14 protein-coding genes are annotated in these 16,757 nt (G+C 56.6%); 10 read left to right on the forward strand and 4 right to left on the reverse strand.

Translation table 11 applies throughout. From position 1 onward, the window contains the following. Positions 1-164: 164 nt before the first annotated feature. Positions 165-1,400 carry a lytic transglycosylase domain-containing protein gene (locus HKD32_RS05715; protein ID WP_061931969.1) on the reverse strand — a complete coding sequence of 412 codons (1,236 nt, stop codon included), beginning with the start codon at positions 1,398-1,400 and terminating at the stop codon, positions 165-167. A 63-nt stretch (positions 1,401-1,463) separates the two neighbouring features. Here HKD32_RS05715 and HKD32_RS05720 point away from each other — a divergent pair, with 63 nt between their 5' ends. Genes HKD32_RS05720 through HKD32_RS05740 form a run of 5 tightly spaced genes read left to right on the forward strand, consistent with a single transcriptional unit; the run spans position 1,464 to position 6,770 of the window. Beyond that, positions 1,464-1,937 carry a flagellar basal body-associated FliL family protein gene (locus HKD32_RS05720; RefSeq protein ID WP_061931970.1) on the forward strand — a complete coding sequence of 158 codons (474 nt, stop codon included), beginning with the start codon at positions 1,464-1,466 and terminating at the stop codon, positions 1,935-1,937. Positions 1,938-1,954: 17 nt separating this feature from the next. Beyond that, positions 1,955-3,064, forward strand: a complete 1,110-nt coding sequence (fliM, locus tag HKD32_RS05725; protein ID WP_026017630.1) for a flagellar motor switch protein FliM — start codon at positions 1,955-1,957, stop codon at positions 3,062-3,064. An 18-nt stretch (positions 3,065-3,082) separates the two neighbouring features. Further along, positions 3,083-3,586 (forward strand): DUF6468 domain-containing protein, encoded by a 504-nt coding sequence (locus HKD32_RS05730; protein ID WP_194257675.1) that lies wholly within the window; start codon positions 3,083-3,085, stop codon positions 3,584-3,586. A gap of 5 nt (positions 3,587-3,591) precedes the next feature. Further along, positions 3,592-4,323, forward strand: a complete 732-nt coding sequence (locus HKD32_RS05735; RefSeq protein ID WP_062503902.1) for a MotE family protein — start codon at positions 3,592-3,594, stop codon at positions 4,321-4,323. After that, entirely contained in the window at positions 4,320-6,770 is a 2,451-nt protein-coding gene (locus tag HKD32_RS05740; RefSeq protein ID WP_194257676.1) for a YfgM family protein, read from the forward strand. Before HKD32_RS05735 ends, HKD32_RS05740 begins: the two co-directional genes overlap by 4 nt. A 9-nt stretch (positions 6,771-6,779) precedes the next feature. Here the strand turns inward: HKD32_RS05740 and HKD32_RS05745 are convergent, their stop codons facing one another. Next, entirely contained in the window at positions 6,780-7,436 is a 657-nt protein-coding gene (locus tag HKD32_RS05745) for a TetR/AcrR family transcriptional regulator (RefSeq protein ID WP_010504083.1), read from the reverse strand. Between the two features lie 116 nt (positions 7,437-7,552). On the opposite strand from HKD32_RS05745, the gene HKD32_RS05750 reads away from it, so the two are divergent. The 5 genes from HKD32_RS05750 to HKD32_RS05770 all read left to right on the forward strand — a co-directional run bounded on the left by HKD32_RS05750 (position 7,553) and on the right by HKD32_RS05770 (position 15,061). Further along, on the forward strand, positions 7,553-8,767 hold the full coding sequence (locus HKD32_RS05750; RefSeq protein ID WP_228118789.1) for an efflux RND transporter periplasmic adaptor subunit: 1,215 nt from the start codon (positions 7,553-7,555) through the stop codon (positions 8,765-8,767). Positions 8,768-8,773: 6 nt separating this feature from the next. Further along, positions 8,774-11,950: an efflux RND transporter permease subunit gene (locus tag HKD32_RS05755; RefSeq protein ID WP_194257677.1), complete on the forward strand. Its 3,177-nt coding sequence runs from the start codon at positions 8,774-8,776 to the stop codon at positions 11,948-11,950. Next, complete coding sequence (locus tag HKD32_RS05760; RefSeq protein ID WP_061931980.1) at positions 11,947-13,401, forward strand: efflux transporter outer membrane subunit; 1,455 nt, start codon at positions 11,947-11,949, stop codon at positions 13,399-13,401. Before HKD32_RS05755 ends, HKD32_RS05760 begins: the two co-directional genes overlap by 4 nt. A gap of 12 nt (positions 13,402-13,413) precedes the next feature. Then, complete coding sequence (locus HKD32_RS05765; protein WP_010504078.1) at positions 13,414-13,755, forward strand: hypothetical protein; 342 nt, start codon at positions 13,414-13,416, stop codon at positions 13,753-13,755. A gap of 166 nt (positions 13,756-13,921) precedes the next feature. Further along, positions 13,922-15,061, forward strand: coding sequence for a pyridoxal phosphate-dependent aminotransferase (locus HKD32_RS05770; protein ID WP_194257678.1), 1,140 nt, complete (start codon positions 13,922-13,924; stop codon positions 15,059-15,061). Here the strand turns inward: HKD32_RS05770 and pnuC are convergent. Beyond that, on the reverse strand, positions 15,046-15,621 hold the full coding sequence (pnuC, locus tag HKD32_RS05775; protein WP_061931982.1) for a nicotinamide riboside transporter PnuC: 576 nt from the start codon (positions 15,619-15,621) through the stop codon (positions 15,046-15,048). The two genes, HKD32_RS05770 and pnuC, sit on opposite strands and share 16 nt — an antisense overlap. Further along, entirely contained in the window at positions 15,612-16,757 is a 1,146-nt protein-coding gene (locus HKD32_RS05780) for a phosphotransferase enzyme family protein (protein WP_061931983.1), read from the reverse strand. Before HKD32_RS05780 ends, pnuC begins: the two co-directional genes overlap by 10 nt.

Consider the following 16,757-nt stretch of genomic DNA (forward strand, 5'->3'; position numbering starts at 1 on the left):
CATCCTGAGAGCCGGGATCGGCGTGGTGAAACAATGTCTGGACAGGGATCACCTACACTTCGTGCGTGGCAGGTATGTCCAATCTGCATGGGAACATACGGCAAACTGCGCCCGTTGCCAACGCGCATTGAGTTTTCTTACGAAAATCCTGCTTTATAAGTAACTTAATGCCCTGGAGGGACGGCCATACAGGCCATACCCTGCCCCGACAAAGTATTGCAGGCCTGAGCAGCTCCAGAACGGCTGATTCCTGCCAGCCTTGCCCGCCAGAAGCGTGTCCCGTGTGCGACAGTAGGCTGGATCTCGATGCGAGAGGCCTGAAGAGGCGAGAAGGCGCTCTGTCTGGCCATTGTTGCGGCAAAGCGAGCTTGTCCGGGATTGGCGAATGCCCCCACCTGAATGCCCCAGTCGCCGTAGCTTCCCGGCGTACGGTAACTCACGCTCATAGGTGTCAGACCAGATGAGGCTCTGGAGGTTCTGGGAGGCGTGGGAATGACGGGTGGTGGAGGCAAGGAAGTGCTGGAAGCATATTGCGGCGTTGCTGAGGGCGGAGCGAGTTGACTGGATGGCGCCGGTGTCTGGATGCAGGTTGTATTTGGATCATAGGCGCTGTTTGGATCGCAAGGGACTGCAGGAGGAAGATCTGGCGGCATTGTGTCAGATGGAACGGACGTGATCCGTCGTCCTGCCCAGGCCTGCTGCACACTCTGCTGTGGAGCAGCGTATCTGCCTGATGTCTGGGTCATGGCAAGTTGAGGAGACGTGTCGGGCGCTTCCGCTACCTCCATTGGAGACGCATTCAGTTGGGCTGTTGACGCATAAGCCGCGAGAGGGCCCGTCATAGCCACCTGTGTTCCCAGATGAGGGGTAATGTTGGCGACATAATTAACGGTCTCATTGGGAAGAGACCGCCCTTCATAAAGATAGTCCTCAAGGCGCTGCGGGCCTGCATTGTAAGCTGCCAGAAATGCGGGAGCGCCATATTTGCGGGACAGGATCTGAATATAGCCTGTCCCGGCCATGATATTGTCGTGAGGTTCGTAGGGGTCGGATCCCAGTCCGAAGCGACTCTGCATTTCCGCATAGGTCTGGGGCATCAACTGCATCAGTCCCATGGCGCCTGCGCTGGATGTGATGGGTTGCCCGTTCAGATACTGGTGGCCCCCCGATTCCTGATGGATCACGGCCCGAATCCATGCTTCGGGAATCGAGAAGCGATTGGCAGCCTGCTGAATGTATGGCCCCCAGGGATCACTCGGGGTTCCAGGCGCCTTATAGGCCCCGTTTGCGGCGTAATACCGGTTGTAAGGGGACGTCTGGGAGGCGCAGCCGGAAAGGAGAAAACCGATCACACAAAGGGTTCCGGCATAGAGGAAAAGGAGCCTTTTCCAAGGCGTCATAAACCCAATGTTAATCTTTTGAACAGATGATGGGATCTGTCCGAAAGAAAAGGCAGAGACACGGTGACGACGGAGACTCCGGAACTTGAAACCCCTGCAAAAGGGGGCGGGAAACGCAGGATCATCATGATTGCAGCGATCCTCTGCGTCCTGCTGGCCGGAGGAGGCGCATTCGCCTGGCAGCACTTCCATCACCCTGCGTCCCATCCTGAAAAACCTATCCCACAACCCGAAAAGCTGACGATCATTACCATTCCCACGATGGTATCCAATCTGGATACCGGGGAGGGCAGGGCGCGTTATATCCGGATCAGTGCGCGCCTTCAGGTTGAAGACAGCAAAGATACGGCAAAAATCGGGCCGCTCATGCCGCAGATCCAGGATGCTTTCCAGACCTGCCTTCATGGCATGCGTCCGGAAGAGCTTTCTGGTGCGGGAATCTATCGCCTCAGAGAGACGCTGCTGGCGCAGGTTTCCAATATTCTCGCGCCTCTGCCGGTGCGGGACCTCTTCTTCGTGGAGTTGCTGGTGCAGTGACTGCAGACGCGGCAAACATGGATGGCAGACAACCGGATCAGGCTCTGGAAGAAGACGGCGGCATGCCGACTCCCAAGTTTGCTCTCTCCATGGACGATTTCGGATTCCCGGAAGATGAAGACGGTACTGGCCGTATTCTCAATCAGGCCGAAATTGACAGTCTGTTCGGAAGTGATGCCACGCTGAAGGGGGGAGGCGAAGGAAATGGGCTCGAAAGACTGATCACGACGTCTTCCGTTTCCTATGAGCGTTTGCCCATGCTGGAGGTGGTCTTTGACCGTCTCGTCCGTATTTTGACGACCAGTCTTCGGAACTTCACCAATGATAATGTTGAAGTCTCGATAGACCGCCTCAATTCCCTGCGCTTTGGTGATTACCTGGAAAATGTTTCCGGGCAGTCGATGTTTGCGGTCTTCAAGGCGGAAGAGTGGGACAATTACGGGATTCTGATCCTCAGTTCGTCCCTGATCTACAGCATTATTGATGCCCTGCTTGGTGGGCATGACCGTGTCCGGACTTCCCTGAGTGGCGAGGATCGCCCTGCTGGTCGGCATCATACGGCGATTGAGCGCGCACTGATCGAGCCGCTGATTCGTGTGATTTTGAGCGATCTCTCCATGAGTTTCAGTCCGCTTTGCGCCGTGAATTTCCGGCTGGATCGTTTAGAACTGAATTCTCGCTTTGCGACCATTTCACGGGCCACCAATGGTGTGGTCATGGCTCGGTTCGGGATCGATATGGATGGGCGTGGTGGTGACGTGGATCTGATCCTCCCCCATGCAACGCTTGAACCGGTTCGTGAAATTCTGCTCCAGCAGTTCATGGGTGAGAAGTTCGGACATGACGGGATCTGGGAAAGTCATCTGGCTCAGGAACTCTGGAATACAGACGTCACACTGGATGCCGTTCTGGAGGAGCAGACCATGAACCTTCAGGACATTCTCACCCTTTCTCCGGGCGATCGGCTGGTGTTGCGTCGGGACCCGGATGCTCTGGTGCAGATGCGATGTGGTGGGAAGACTGTTTTTCGAGGCCGTGTCGGGAAAAAACAGGGGCAGGTGGCTGTCCGGATTGAAGAAAATCTTATTGGAGGAGAGGCTGCGGAACGGCCCTCCGCCTATAGCTGAAAAGACGGAGCATTTTTCATGGACAGGTTCCAGCTTGGGCTTGAAATTGCCCTGTCAGTTCTGCTGCTGGTGACGATTTTCTACAGTCTCTATCTCGGCCGAGCCCTCGCTGTGATCCGGCGTGACCGTGGGCAGCTTGATGCATTGATCATGAGCCTGGAGAGCAGCAGCGCACAGGCACAATCCGGGATCGATCATCTTCGCCAGACAACTGAAATGGTTGGGCGCGCACTGGGCAAAACTGTTGAGACCGGCAAAACCCTCAAGAATGAACTGACGATTTTGTGTGAACGCTCGGAAGCGGTAGCGCAGGTGCTTGAAGGAGGCGCTTCCACACAGAAAGCCTCCTCCCAGAAACCCATAATTCGGCCAGAGGAGGAGGATGTTCCGGGCGTGCGCATGCCTCTTCGGCCCCGAATGGATGAGGGGCGGATGGGGAGCGTGGGGACGGTCAAAACGCCGGTGGGTAAAAGCGCGGCTGAACGTGAACTTCTGCGCGCACTTCGCCAGAGACAGGGATAAAACTGATGTTTTTCCGTCTTCTTCACATCACATGTGGTTTGATGATCGTTCTTCTGGGCGTCAAGGTTTACGATCTGGTTGAATATGTAGGTGCCGAAGTCCCTGCGGGCTCGTCTCTGGTTGCTTCTGCTGTTGCTCAACCGTCTGTGACACCGGCTTCTGCTGAAGCGTCTACACATAAGGCCGATGCGGCCGCTCCCATGGAGAAAAAACCCGCATCTTCCGCAGCGTCGCCGGTCCCTGCTACTGCCGATCTATGCAAGGCGGGCGGCTGTCAAGGCGCACCTCAGGCACCTTCGGGAGTGGTGGCAGCAGAAACCGTTGACCCGGCTTTGAAAGCCGATCTGAATGAGCGGCAGCAGGAACTGGACCGGCGGTCCAAGGCGTTGGATGAGAGGCAGCGTCTCGTTGATGCGGGGGAAGAAGAACTTCAGCGCCGGATGACGGCCTTGCAGGCGTCACGGTCCCAGATTGAAGACAGTGAACGTCATTCCGATGAACTTCTCAATCAGGATACGGATCGGCTCGTCAAGATTTACGAAGCCATGAAGCCTGCTGATGCGGCTGTTATTTTCAATATTCTGGATCTCAGGGTGGGCGTAGGTCTTCTGAACCGCATGAGTTCCCGCAAGGCTTCTGCAATCATGGAAGCCATGTCGCCACAACGGGCCATTCTTGCGACCCAACTGCTGGCGAATATTCATGCGCATGCTGGCTCGCGCGGTATCAACGGATGACCGGATGGCGGATTTCTGCTTCGGCAATGATGCTGATGGTTTTCGCTGCAACAGCGTTTGCAGGGCCGTCGGTATCGTCCGCCAAGGAGCCTACGCTTCCGCAGGGATGGTCGTTTCTGAATGATCCGTCCCCTCTTTTATCCCCTACGGCGGTGAAAGAGAAAGATCCTGCCCTGAAAGGGGAAGGCGTGGAGGGCATCGACGTTGGACCTGCCTCCGCCGTGTCATCTGTCTCGGACACGACAGGGCTATGGTTGCCTCTGGGCGAGCGGACGCCGGTTGCAGCGTTTCGGAGAGGGGGGAGTTTTGTTCTTGTGGCGGCGGGGCGCCACCCTCTCGATACAGCCGCCCTGGGTGGAATTGCTCCCTTTGGAACCGTGCAAAGCCAGATTTTGGGCAACAGCACAGTGGTGCGTATCAGTTGTCCTGTAGATTCTGCATTGGATCTCAAGCCAGTTGCGGGAGGGTGGACAGTGTCGCTCACGCCTTCCCGGGCCAACAGCGCAATGAAGCTTGGGCAGGAAGGTCAGGCGCTGACCTTTACGCCTCCGCAGGCAAGTGATGCCATGCAGGTGCTTACGGTCCAGGACCCTGATTCAGGACGTCGTCTTTTGCTTGGTCTGGCTCAGTCAGGTGTGGTTTCTGAGACGATGGCCAGGAGAGGGGACGGATTTGAAGTGCGCCCAAGCCTGATGGGTGTTGTCATTGCGGCCGATTCTGACGTGTTGGAATTGCGGCAATCATCAGGAAAATTCTTTCTGGATCGGATAGGGCCGGGCAGTCTGCCCCTTTTGTCTCAGGGGAAGATGGCCACCTATGGTGCCTCAATGGCGGGCGTTCGGCTGGGGGAGACCTCTCCGGAAGCGCTTCACTCTGCAGCGTATCATGCATGGATATCAGCGGCGATGGCGATTGCCGGGCAGAGGTTCGACGCGAGGATTCGCCTGGCTCAGGAACTGGCACGTCTGGGAAATGGGCCTGAACTTGCTCAGGTTCTTCAAACGGCTCTGGAAGATCAGCCTGAAGGTGTTGCCCGCTCTGATGTAAAACGGTTGCAGCAGATTGCGGCAGTTTTGAATCACCGCCCTTCGTCAGATTTGCGAGATGAGGAAGAAGGCTCCACGCCGGAAGACCAGTTCTGGCGTGGGATGGTTCAAACATTGTCTTCGGAAAAAGAAAACTCTGTTTCGGGTTCTGAGCGGGGACAGGCGGCAAAACTGATCGCGTCAGGGCTGCCTTCCATCACGTCCTATGCGCAACCCTTGCGGCATCGTCTGGTGCCATCTGCTGCCGAGTGGGTCGTGCGGTACGGCGATGAGACAGATCGTGCGGTTGTTCGAAAAATGCCAGAAAATTCGGACACGGCTCTGGCTCATGCGCTGTTGGCTGCGCAGGACCATGATCCGGGTGCCTCGAAAAAACTGGAAATTCTGGCAGGTTCATCGGCGCCTATGATCTGGCCGGTCGCACGGGAAGCTGCGTTAAGGCTTGGGCTAGAGACGGGTCAGATACCGCCCGGGGTTGTCGGTGCGCGTCTTGATGCACTGATGCCGGCCTTCCGAATGGCGGGACGAGAGCCGGAAGCGAGGTTGTTAACCGTAGATGCGTTTGCAAAAGCGGGAGAGTGGCCGAAAGCGTTGCAAGCCATTCAGGATGGTCAGCAACTCTATGGAACAGAGCAGTTTCCTGGAGCGGAGCGGCTTTCTTTGGTGGCTGAGGGAATGGCTTCTCATGCTCCTGACAAGCCAGACACCGCATTGGCAGAAGCCGACCTCCTGAAGAAAGCAGTGCTTGCAGCGACAGGACAGAGCAGAATCCAGTTTAATTTTCTGAAAGCGCTTTCTGACCGTTATGCTGTTCTGGGTTTGCCTTTGGCGCAGCGGGATACGCTTCAGGCGCTAGCGCAGCTTCAAGAAGGGGATGACGCGCAAAAGACGAAGCTTCAGATTGCGCGTCTAAACCTTGAAACGGGCGCTCTGGATGCTGCTCTGCAGGCTCTTCCCCCTGAAGAGCCTGCAAGTATTAACGTCTTGCCTGGTGGACATGTTGAGTCGTCGGAGGTCGTGCTTCTTCGGGCAAAAATTGCCTTGGCGCAGCATGATCCGCAAAAGGCTTTGGGATATTTGAAAAACCGTTCGGAACCGGAGGCTCTTGAAATGCAGGCGAGTGTTCTGGAACAGCAAAAAGATTGGAATGGAGCAGTTAAGGTGCTGAAAAACCTGCTTCAGCCCTTGTTGTCAGGTCAAAACGAGACGGCAAATCCTTTGACATCGGAGCAGAGCCAGCTTGTGTTGAGAATTGGGGCGGATGCGTCCCGGGCCCATGACAGCGCAATGCTTTCCAGTCTGGCAAAGCAGTTTTCCGCCAGAATGAGTGGCCAGCCGTCGGCTGCAATGTTCCAGTTGTTAACAGAAGGCAAGGATTCGTCTGTGCCAGCAGGTGGCTAAAGATTTCGCCTATTTGACAGTATGAGCTTTCAGGAACGTCTGAACGCCATATTCGATGAAGTGAGTGAGATTTTCACCCTCTTTTGGGGGTTTGCAATGCGTCAGATGAGCAAGAAGGGGGCCACCGAGTGTCATGCTGAACAGCAGGTCCGCGGCTTCTTCGACGTCGTCAATGTCGAGAGTGCCCGTAGTCACCTGTTTGGTCAGCCAGTCCTGGACGGGGAGGGCGCGGCCTGACAGGTGGAACAAGTCTGCTACGATCTGACGGATGGCAGGGTTGCGTGTGGTCTCCGTGACGAGGGACTTGAGCAGACTGAGACGTTCTTCATCCAGAAGCTGTTCTGCAATGAGCAGCATCATGCCTTGAAGCTGGGTGGAGAGTGGATCTGTTTCGACGGGTGCATAAGGAATAGGGGCGAAAAGCCGTTCAATGATCAGCGTTTCAAACAGAGATTTTTTCGACTCGAAAAACTGATAGAGCGTCTTTTTGGACATGCCGGAGCAGGCTGCAATGCTGTCCATTGAAGCCGCATGATATCCATATGTTGTTAGCATCGAACTGGCAGCATTCAGGATGCGGGTTCTGCGCTCCACGTCGTCCAGCGTACCGGTGTGGTCGCAGCAGCGTAGCTTGCGGGCATCGGACAGGGCGTCAGAACTGCTCAAGGTCAACTCCGGGTATTATTCGGCCAAACCGAATTGACGTTCATCAAAGAAACCGGCTAGTTTCCAGCTCAACTGGAAACTGCGTGGTTTCTGTATCACAGGATAGCGGCTGTATCATGCCTTCTTTTCAGAAAACATTTTTGATGTCCTCAGCAGCAGCCGTCTCGGAGAAAGACCAGCACCGGCGGCTGAAATCTGGCTTGCTGTTGCCTTTGTTCGTTGCACCGCTCGTGCTGGCGGGCTGTCACAAGAAGCAGGCTCCGCCCCAGATGCCACCGCAATCTGTCGGCATTCTTACGCTACAGGCTCAGCCTGTCACGCTGGAAACATCCCTGCCGGGTCGTACGGAAGCCTATGAGCAGGCTCAGATCCGACCACAGGTTAATGGTGTGATCGTTTCGCGTGACTTTGAGCAGGGTGCAGACGTCAAGGCAGGGCAGCAGCTCTTTCAGGTCTATATCGCGCCCTATCAGGCAGCTTACGATCAGGCCAAAGCACAGCTTCTGAATGCACAGGCTGCTGCAAGCCGTGCGGCAGGTCAGTTGCGTCGTTATGGGCCGCTGGTCAAAGCGCATGCTGTCAGTTCGCAGGACTATGACAATACGCTGGCTACGGCCCGTGAAGCCGAAGCGCAGGTTGCACAGGCAAAAGCCAATGTTGAAGCGGCTGCTGTCAATCTGAACTACACCCATGTTCGTGCGCCGATTGATGGACGTATTGGCCGTACGCTTTACACGCCGGGCGCTCTGCTGACGGCTGGTCAGACACAACCGATTGCTGTCGTAACGCGGCTTGATCCGATTTACGTGGACGTCAATCTTGCGGCGGCGGACATGCTGCGCCTGAAGCATGAACTGGCGACGGGTCAGGTTGAGCGTAAGGGGGATGACGCAGCGGCTGTTGGACTGAAGCTTGAGGACAACTCCGAATATCCGCAGCGCGGCAAGCTGCAGTTGTCGGAAGTTACGGTTGATCCGGCAACAGGAACTCTCGTCATGCGAGCTGTATTTCCCAATCCGGACCATCTGCTCCTGCCGGGTATGTTCGTCCATGCCCATGTTCGGGAAGGTATTGATCCGAACGGTCTGCTTGTTCCGCAGGTGGCCGTCCAGCGGAACTCCAAGGGTGAGCCGTATGTCATGATTGTCGATGCTGACAACAAGGTCCAGCAGCGCGCCATTCAGACGAGCCGTACGATCGGGACAGACTGGCTTGTGACGGATGGTGTCAAGGCAGGAGACCGGGTGATCGTGAATGGTCTTCAGAAGGTTCAGCCGGGTGCCAAGGTGGCACCTCAGGAAGCGCCTGCTCCTGCTGGAAAGGCCGGGTAATCTCCCATGACGCTTTCACGCTTTTTCATTGATCGGCCGATCTTTGCCTGGGTCATCGGGCTGATCATCATGCTGGTGGGTGGCGTTGCCATCACCCGTATGCCGATTGCTCAGTATCCGAGCATCGCGCCGCCACAGATCGCTATTTCCGTCATGTATCCCGGCGCATCTGCCGAAACGGTGAACAACACGGTTGTGCGCCCGATCCTGCAGCAGATGTATGGTTTGGATCATCTCGAATATCTGTCCGCCTCGTCTTATGCGAGTGGGCAGATGGAAATCGACCTGACCTTTGAACAGGGAACCAATCCGGACATTGCTCAGGTCCAGGTTCAGAACAAGCTGCAGTTGGCACAGCCGCGTCTGCCGTCGGAAGTGACTGCTCAGGGGCTGAGTGTCACGAAGGCCACCAAGAACTTCATGATGGTTCTGGCCTTTATTTCCGAAGACGGCAGCATGTCCGGGCAGGATATTTCGGACTACGTGGCCTCCAATATTTCTGATCCGCTGTCGCGCGTTTCGGGTGTGGGTGATCACACGCTGTTCGGTTCCGAATATGCCATGCGTGTCTGGCTCGACCCGTCCAAGCTTTATAATTACGGCCTGACGGTGGGAGATGTTCAGTCTGCCATTCAGGCACAGAACATTCAGGTTTCGTCTGGTGAACTTGGTGGTTTGCCCGCCAAGAAGGGAATTGGATTTGATGCGACGGTGATCGGGCCGACGCGTCTGAGTTCTCCGGAAGAGTTCGAAAAGATCCTGCTCAAGGTTCAGCAGGATGGCAGCCAGGTCCGTCTGAAAGATGTGGCGCGTGTTGAACTGGGGGCACAGAGTTATGCGCTGGGGTCTGTTTATAACGGACATCCGGCTGCAGCCATGGCTCTGAAGCTTGCTCCGGGTGCTAACCAGCTTAACACGGAAGCTGCAGTGCGCGCCAAAATGGCCGATTTGCAGCGGTACTTCCCGGGTGGGCTGAAGCTGGTTTACCCGCTGGATACCGAGCCGTTCATTACGCTGTCCATCAAGGAAGTGATCGAGACGCTGGTGGAAGCCATTGTGCTTGTGTTCTTCGTGATGCTGATCTTCCTGCAGAACTTCCGTGCAACGCTGATCCCAACGATTGCTGTTCCGGTTGTTCTTCTTGGGACGTTCGGGCTGCTGTCTGTGCTGGGATACAGCATCAACACTCTGACCATGCTGGCCATGGTTCTGGCTGTTGGTCTGCTGGTGGACGATGCCATTGTCGTGGTTGAAAACGTTGAACGTGTGATGACGGATCAGGGGCTTTCTCCCAAGGAAGCCGCCCGTCAATCCATGGACGAAATTTCTGGCGCGCTGATCGGTATCGTGCTGGTTCTGACCGCGGTGTTCCTCCCGATGGCTGCTTTTGGCGGATCGACGGGCGTGATTTACCGCCAGTTCTCCATCACCATTGTTGCCGCCATGTGGTTGTCCGTTCTCGTGGCCATGGTCATGACGCCTGCCCTGTGCGGTTCCATGCTCAAGCCGACGCATACGGGCCATGAGAAGGGCCCCATTGCCTGGTTCAACCGCACGTTTGATCGTCTGACCAATGGATATCTGGGCGGCGTAAAATGGCTGATCCGGGTTCCGGTCGTCAGCATGCTCATTTTTGCGCTGCTGACGGCGGGTGTGGTGTTCTTGTTCCTGCGGGTTCCGGGTGGCTTCCTTCCGGATGAGGATCAGGGCATCATCTTCGGCCAGGTGACCATGCGGAACAACGCCACACAGGCCCAGACCGCTGCTGTCAACCAGAAGATAACAGACTACGTTCTCAAGCATTATGGCGACTACGTTCAGTCCGTCTTTGCCATGAACGGCTTCAGTTTTGCCGGGCAGGGACAGTCTGCGGGTGCGTTCTTCATTCGTATGAAGCCATGGGATCAGCGTCCGGGTTCTGCCCATACGACGATGACGGTGTCCCGTGAGATCATGATGCATTTCTGGATGGATCCGGATGCACAGATCTTTGCTGTGAACCCGCCTGCCGTGATGGAACTGGGTAACGCGACGGGTTTCGATCTGGAACTGGAAGACACGGGACATCTGGGTCATGCGGCGCTGCTGGCGGCGCGTAATCAGGTTCTGATGGCAGCGGCCAAGAATCCGCTTCTCCAGGCTGTGCGTCCGCTTGGTATGGAAGATGCCCCGCAGTTCAAGCTGGACATCAACCGTGAGCGTGCGAATGCCCTTGGTCTGACCAATGCGGACATCAACACGACGCTGGAAGGCGCTCTGGGGTCAATTTACGTCAACCAGTTCATGCGGGATGACCGTGTGAAGCAGGTTTACATTCAGGGTGAGCCCTGGGCCCGTATGACGCCTGAAGATCTGAACCGCTGGTATGTCCGCAATGCGACCGGCACGATGGTTCCGTTCAATGCGTTTGCATCCGGAACGTGGGAGAGTGGGCCGCAGAAGGTTGAAGACTACAACGGCATGAACTCTTACGAAATCCAGGGACAGCCGGCTGTGGGGTCCAGTTCCGGGCAGGCCATGGCGGAAATGGAAAAGATCCTTGCCAAGCTGCCGCGTGGCATTGGGTATGAGTGGACGGGTTTGTCCTATGAGCAGCTTGCGTCCAGCGGTGCGACAGGGCCACTCTATGCATTGGCCGCGATCGTCATTCTGTTCTGTCTTGCAGCGCTCTATGAAAGCTGGGCCATTCCGTTTGCGGTGCTGCTTGTGCTGCCACTCGGTGTGTTGGGGGCGATTGCTGCAACGCTGGGGCGTGGTCTTTCCAATGACGTTTACTTCCAGGTGGGTCTGCTGACGACGGTCGGTCTTTCGGTGAAGAATGCGATCCTGATCGTGGAGTTCGCCAAAGCCTTCTTTGAGCAGGGACAATCCCTTGAAGAGTCCGTTCTGGAAGCGGGCAAGGAACGTCTGCGTCCGATCCTGATGACCTCCATTGCCTTCGTGTGTGGTGTGTTCCCGCTGGCGATTGCGACGGGTGCGGGCTCTGCTGCGCGTGTGGCGATCGGAACCTGCGTGGTGGGCGGTATGCTGTCTGCGACGTTGCTTGCGATTTATTTTGTGCCTGTGTTCTTCGTCGTTGTTCTGCGTCTCTTCCGGGTGACCCGCATCAAGGACCGGAAGGACCCGTATGATCATCTGAATGAACAGTCCCAACCGGCTGTTGAAGGGGAGCACGGCGCATGAAGGCCCGTCTTGGATTTGCCGCGCTGCTGATGCTGTCAGCCTGTAATCTTGCTCCGACTTATCATCGGCCGGCTCAGCCTGTGCAGAACAGCTTTCCTGCTGATACCGGGGCGCAGAACGTCCCGGCCTTGCAGAAGGCCGGAAATCTGGGCTGGGAGGATTTCTTCACGGACCCGCGCCTGAAGGCGCTGATCCAGCTGGCTTTGAAGAACAATCGTGATCTGGCCGTACAGGCGGCCACGATTGCTGAAGCCCGCGGACAGTATGAAGTTCAGCATGCTTCCCTGTTCCCGCCGATTGGGGTGACAGGGCAGGGTATGTTCCTGGCTCCATCCGACACGGCGGGTTTCTCGTTTGCTCCAGGCCTTGGAACGAACGTGTCAACACTTCGGCTGTATCAGACCTCCATCGGGTTTTCATCCTACGAGATCGACCTATGGGGCCGCATCCGCAACCTGTCGCGGCAGCAGTCTGAAACCGTGCTGAATAGCATGGAAAATTCACGAAACGTCCTGATCACGACCGTTTCGCAGCTTGCGGAAACGTACATCCAGTGGTTGGCCGATCGTGAGCAACTGCGTGTGACGCGGGATACGCTGAAATCCCAGAGCAATACGTTGCGTCTTACACAGCTTTCCTATGACAATGGCGAAACGGATGCGCTGACACTGGCTCAGGTCAAGACGCAGGTTGAGCAGGCTTCCGCCAACGAGGCGCAGTATATCCGGGCTGTTGCAGATGATGAACATGCGCTGCAGCTTCTGGTTGGTGTACCGTTGCCCGCAACCTTGCCAGAGCCTGCACCGCTGGGTCATCAGACCATGATTGCGGACCTGCCAGCGGGTCTGCCTTCTGATCTTCTGTTGCAGCGTCCGGATGTTCTGGCAGCAGAGCATACGCTTGAAGGTGCAAACGCAAATATTGGGGCGGCAAGAGCGGCGTTCTTCCCGAAAGTCACTCTGACAGCATCAGAGGGCACCAGTTCTCTGGAATTCCGCAAACTGTTTACACCGGGCGCGCAGACCTGGACGGTTTCTCCGTCCATCACGCTGCCAATCTTCACCTGGGGGCAGAACGAAGGAAATCTGCATATCTCCAAGGCGCGTAAGCTTCAGTATATTGCCCAGTATGAGAAGACGATGCAGACGGCGTTCCGCGAAGTTTCGGATGCGCTGACGGCGCGCGAAACTTATACGACGCAGGATCGTCACATGCAGTCTCTCGTGGAACAGTCCCAGAAAGCTTATGACCTAGCGAAGATGCGGTACGATGCTGGCATTGATAGTTACCTGACAACGCTGGAACAGCAGCGGAGCCTGTATCAGGCCCAGCAGAACGCTATTCTGGTTCAGGGGGCACGATTCCAGAATCTTGTCACATTGTATCGTGCGCTCGGTGGTGGGTGGAGCCAGAAGACGGTTTCGCCTACAGTGCGCGCCGCAACGCACTGACCGGAGAGCATCATGCGCAGGATCCTGACTTCCACACTGGCGGTTCTCGCCCTGACGGGCACCGCTGTCGCGCAGGATGCGGATGGAGACGGGCCGAAGAAGCCGGACATGCATGAGTTGTATCGCAACTCCTCTCTTCCCCGGAGTCACGCCGATTTCAGCCGTTTCACGTATCGGCCACCAGGGGACAAGGTCATTGAGCAGCCGGATGCGTTCCGTCTGCTTTTCCGCACCCGTGATGGTCAGCCGGATGGATACGCGGAACGTCGTGGCAATGCGGTGATCTATTATGATCGCTACGGCAAGGTCACGCATGTTCAGCCTCTGCCGGAAGACGATACAGCCTCCAACTGAGGCTGGACTATTCGTTCATTCGGATTTGATCGGCGGCGGGAAATGGGCGTGCAGCCTGTTTCCCGCCGTTTGTGTTTGTAGTGGGTTTGCCTGTGTGCAGCGTTCAGGCCATCATGCATTTTCCCTGTTTCCTGCTGGCAAAGCTGGCGTTTTTCTTGAGCTTCCGATGACCGTTCCTGACATTGACCAGTTTCATGCCATTGCCATCAGCAGCCTGGCGCACAAACTGGCCGCCGAAGGGCGCAACATCATTCACATGGAGTTTGGTCAGCCTTCGACAGGGGCGCCACAGAAAGCCATCGAGCGGGCGCAGCATATTCTTGCAACTGACCCGATGGGCTACTGGGAAAGCCAGCCTCTGAAGGAACGGATCGCGCGCCACTATCAAGAGATGTATGGCACTACGGTGCAGGCAGATCAGGTCATTCTGACATGCGGTGCTTCACCCGCTCTGGTTCTGGCGCTGACAAGCAGCTTTGTACCGGGACAGAGGGTGGCGCTCGCCCGTCCAGGGTATGTTGCGTACCGCAACACTCTGCGGGCGCTTCACATGGAGGCCGTCGAGATCGAGTGCGGAGAGGCTGAGCGTTTCCAGCTTACGGCAGATGCAGTCGCTGCGATTGAACCTGTGCCAGACGGTCTCATTATTGCCAGTCCCGCCAATCCGACCGGCACCATTCTTGGGGATGAAGAACTCAAGGCTATTCTAAAGGTCTGCCGCGATCGTGGTATCCGCGTGGTGTCAGATGAGATCTATCATGGTCTGAGCTATGGCGATCCGGCTCATTCGGTTCTGGAATATGAGCCGTCTGCCATGGTGGTGAACAGCTTCTCCAAATACTTCAGTATGGCGCCGTGGCGTCTCGGGTGGCTGGTGGTTCCTACGGATCGGATTGATGCAGCCCGCGCGCGGATGGGCAATCTGTTCCTGACCCCGTCTGCCCTGAGCCAACATGCCGGACTTGTGGCATTTGACTGTGTGGACGAACTGGAAGGGCATCTCGACACCTATCGTCGTAACCGTGATCTGTTGCTCGAGGCCATGCCAGAGATGGGGCTAACGCATATCGCGCCGCCTGATGGGGCGTTTTATATCTACGCGGATATCAGCCATCTCACGGATGACAGTCTTGCTTTTTGTCGTCGGCTGTTGCTGGAAACAGGCGTTGCGACTGCGCCGGGCGTGGATTTTGACCCGGTGAATGGGAACCGTTTTATGCGTTTCAGTTTTGCGGTCTCCACTGATCGGATTGAAGAGGCTGTGCGCCGTATGGTGCTTTGGTTTGCAACTCAGCCCAGACGTTGATCCGTCTGTTCAGCGGCTCGCCAGCGCAGGAAGCCCTGTAGAGCGAGCCCGATGAAAACCGCATACAGCACGGCCGTTGGATACAGGCCGCGCGTGAGGAAGAGTAGCACATAGGCTGTGTCGATTACGATCCACATCAGCCAGCTTGCGGTGTGGCGTCGGGCAGCCCAGATCTGTGCGACGATGCTGTAACTGCTCAGCATGGCATCAGCCAGAGGCGTGGGATCGTCCGTAAATCGGGCGAGGCAGAACGCCCAGAGGCCGCCGCCGACAAGACCCGTCAACAAACCTGCACAAGCCGTGTAGGCTGAGAGAGGCCGGATATGGAGGGTTGCGTTTTCTTGCGAGCTATCTGTTTTCCACTGCCACCAGCCGTAAAACAGGCAGCCGCAGAATACGGCTTGCAGGGCGGCATCCGCGTAAAGTCGTGCTGCGAAGAAAACCCAACCATAAAGCAGGGCAGCGATCAGTGAGACTGGCCAGCAGGCCATCTGGCGCTTTGCTGTCAGCCAGACACCTGCGGCGCTGAGAAGAGCGGCGAGAAGCTCGGTTAGGGACATGAAGCGGTCTGTTCTAGAGTGTCTTCAAGCCAGTGCAGAAGTGCCTGACCTTCTGGCCTTGCGAACCAGTGAGCATGACCGATCAGATAGTCCGAATAGGCCACTGTGGCGGAGGCTGCGTCGTGTACGAGGGTGCGGTAATACGAGACTTCCGAGAGTGCGAATTCGACATGCACCAAGGGCAGAAACGCTACGACTAGTCTGCGCTCGGTTGGTGAGAGCGGACGGATGGACTGATACCCGGCGAGTAGGGCTGCCAGTTGATCCCACGTCACTGTGTAATCTGAAGCAAGCCATGTGATGGCCGTGCGCTCAATGGCAACGGTGAGGTCATAGGCCGCGCAGGTTCGGTCTGACATACCGAAATCAAAAATTCCGCAGATCTCCGCTGTGGGATCGCTGGACGTCCAGAACTGATTCGAGGGGTGCCAGTCTCCGTGTCCCCAGAGTGGTTCTATATGGGACAGAAGGGGTTTGAGACGGTCATGGAATGGGAGTAGGACTTTGAGATCTGGTTCCCATGACGGTGATTGAAAGAGTGCGTTCAGTCCGGGTTGGGATTTGCCCCATTGTGTAAGACCTGTCTCAAGGTCTGGCTGGGTAATGGCCTGAAAACTGGAAAGCAGCAGGCGGTCATTCGGGCGTGCAGGCGCTGCATATTCTTTTGAAGCGAGATGAAGACGGCCGAGTGCTCGTCCAGCAGTGTGTGCCTGTTCAGCGCAGAAAAACGGCTCCCAAGACTGAACGTCCCGATACAGGTCCAAGCCAGGAAGCGGGCGAAAGACTTCGTAAATCCACCTATTTTCTTCCGTTACGGAACGCCCTGCGCGATCTTTCACCGGCACCTGTACCGGCAGACCCTGCGCAGTGAGATGCGCCATGAACGCGTGTTCTTCCATGAGGGCGGCGTAATCGCGCAAGCGGGGATCATGCCGCTTGAGGAACAGCACGGTTCCGTCCGCCAGCTTCACGAGCGCAGTTGCGGAGAAGGGGCGCTGGCCGTGCCATAAAAGAGTATCCGGAGCGGAAGCCAGAGCAAACCGCCCTAGAACACGGCCAGCTTCCTCCAGCGTTAGAGGGGGCCAGTGCCGTTCAGCCTGCACACCCTTGACGCCGAACTGTCCGGGAGCGGTCAC

The sequence above is a fragment of the Gluconobacter japonicus genome (assembly GCF_015244665.1).
Lineage (GTDB): Bacteria > Pseudomonadota > Alphaproteobacteria > Acetobacterales > Acetobacteraceae > Gluconobacter > Gluconobacter japonicus.

Bases quoted from the DNA above. Each gene is read 5' to 3' on its own strand.
- HKD32_RS05740 (WP_194257676.1), top strand. From the start codon at position 4,320: ATGACCGGATGGCGGATTTCTGCTTCGGCAATGATGCTGATGGTTTTC.
- HKD32_RS05770 (WP_194257678.1), top strand. From the start codon at position 13,922: ATGACCGTTCCTGACATTGACCAGTTTCATGCCATTGCCATCAGCAGC.
- HKD32_RS05730 (WP_194257675.1), top strand. From the start codon at position 3,083: ATGGACAGGTTCCAGCTTGGGCTTGAAATTGCCCTGTCAGTTCTGCTG.
- HKD32_RS05750 (WP_228118789.1), top strand. From the start codon at position 7,553: ATGCCTTCTTTTCAGAAAACATTTTTGATGTCCTCAGCAGCAGCCGTC.
- pnuC (WP_061931982.1), bottom strand. From the start codon at position 15,621: ATGTCCCTAACCGAGCTTCTCGCCGCTCTTCTCAGCGCCGCAGGTGTC.
- HKD32_RS05765 (WP_010504078.1), top strand. From the start codon at position 13,414: ATGCGCAGGATCCTGACTTCCACACTGGCGGTTCTCGCCCTGACGGGC.
- HKD32_RS05755 (WP_194257677.1), top strand. From the start codon at position 8,774: ATGACGCTTTCACGCTTTTTCATTGATCGGCCGATCTTTGCCTGGGTC.
- fliM (WP_026017630.1), top strand. From the start codon at position 1,955: ATGGATGGCAGACAACCGGATCAGGCTCTGGAAGAAGACGGCGGCATG.
- HKD32_RS05715 (WP_061931969.1), bottom strand. From the start codon at position 1,400: ATGACGCCTTGGAAAAGGCTCCTTTTCCTCTATGCCGGAACCCTTTGT.
- HKD32_RS05735 (WP_062503902.1), top strand. From the start codon at position 3,592: ATGTTTTTCCGTCTTCTTCACATCACATGTGGTTTGATGATCGTTCTT.
- HKD32_RS05760 (WP_061931980.1), top strand. From the start codon at position 11,947: ATGAAGGCCCGTCTTGGATTTGCCGCGCTGCTGATGCTGTCAGCCTGT.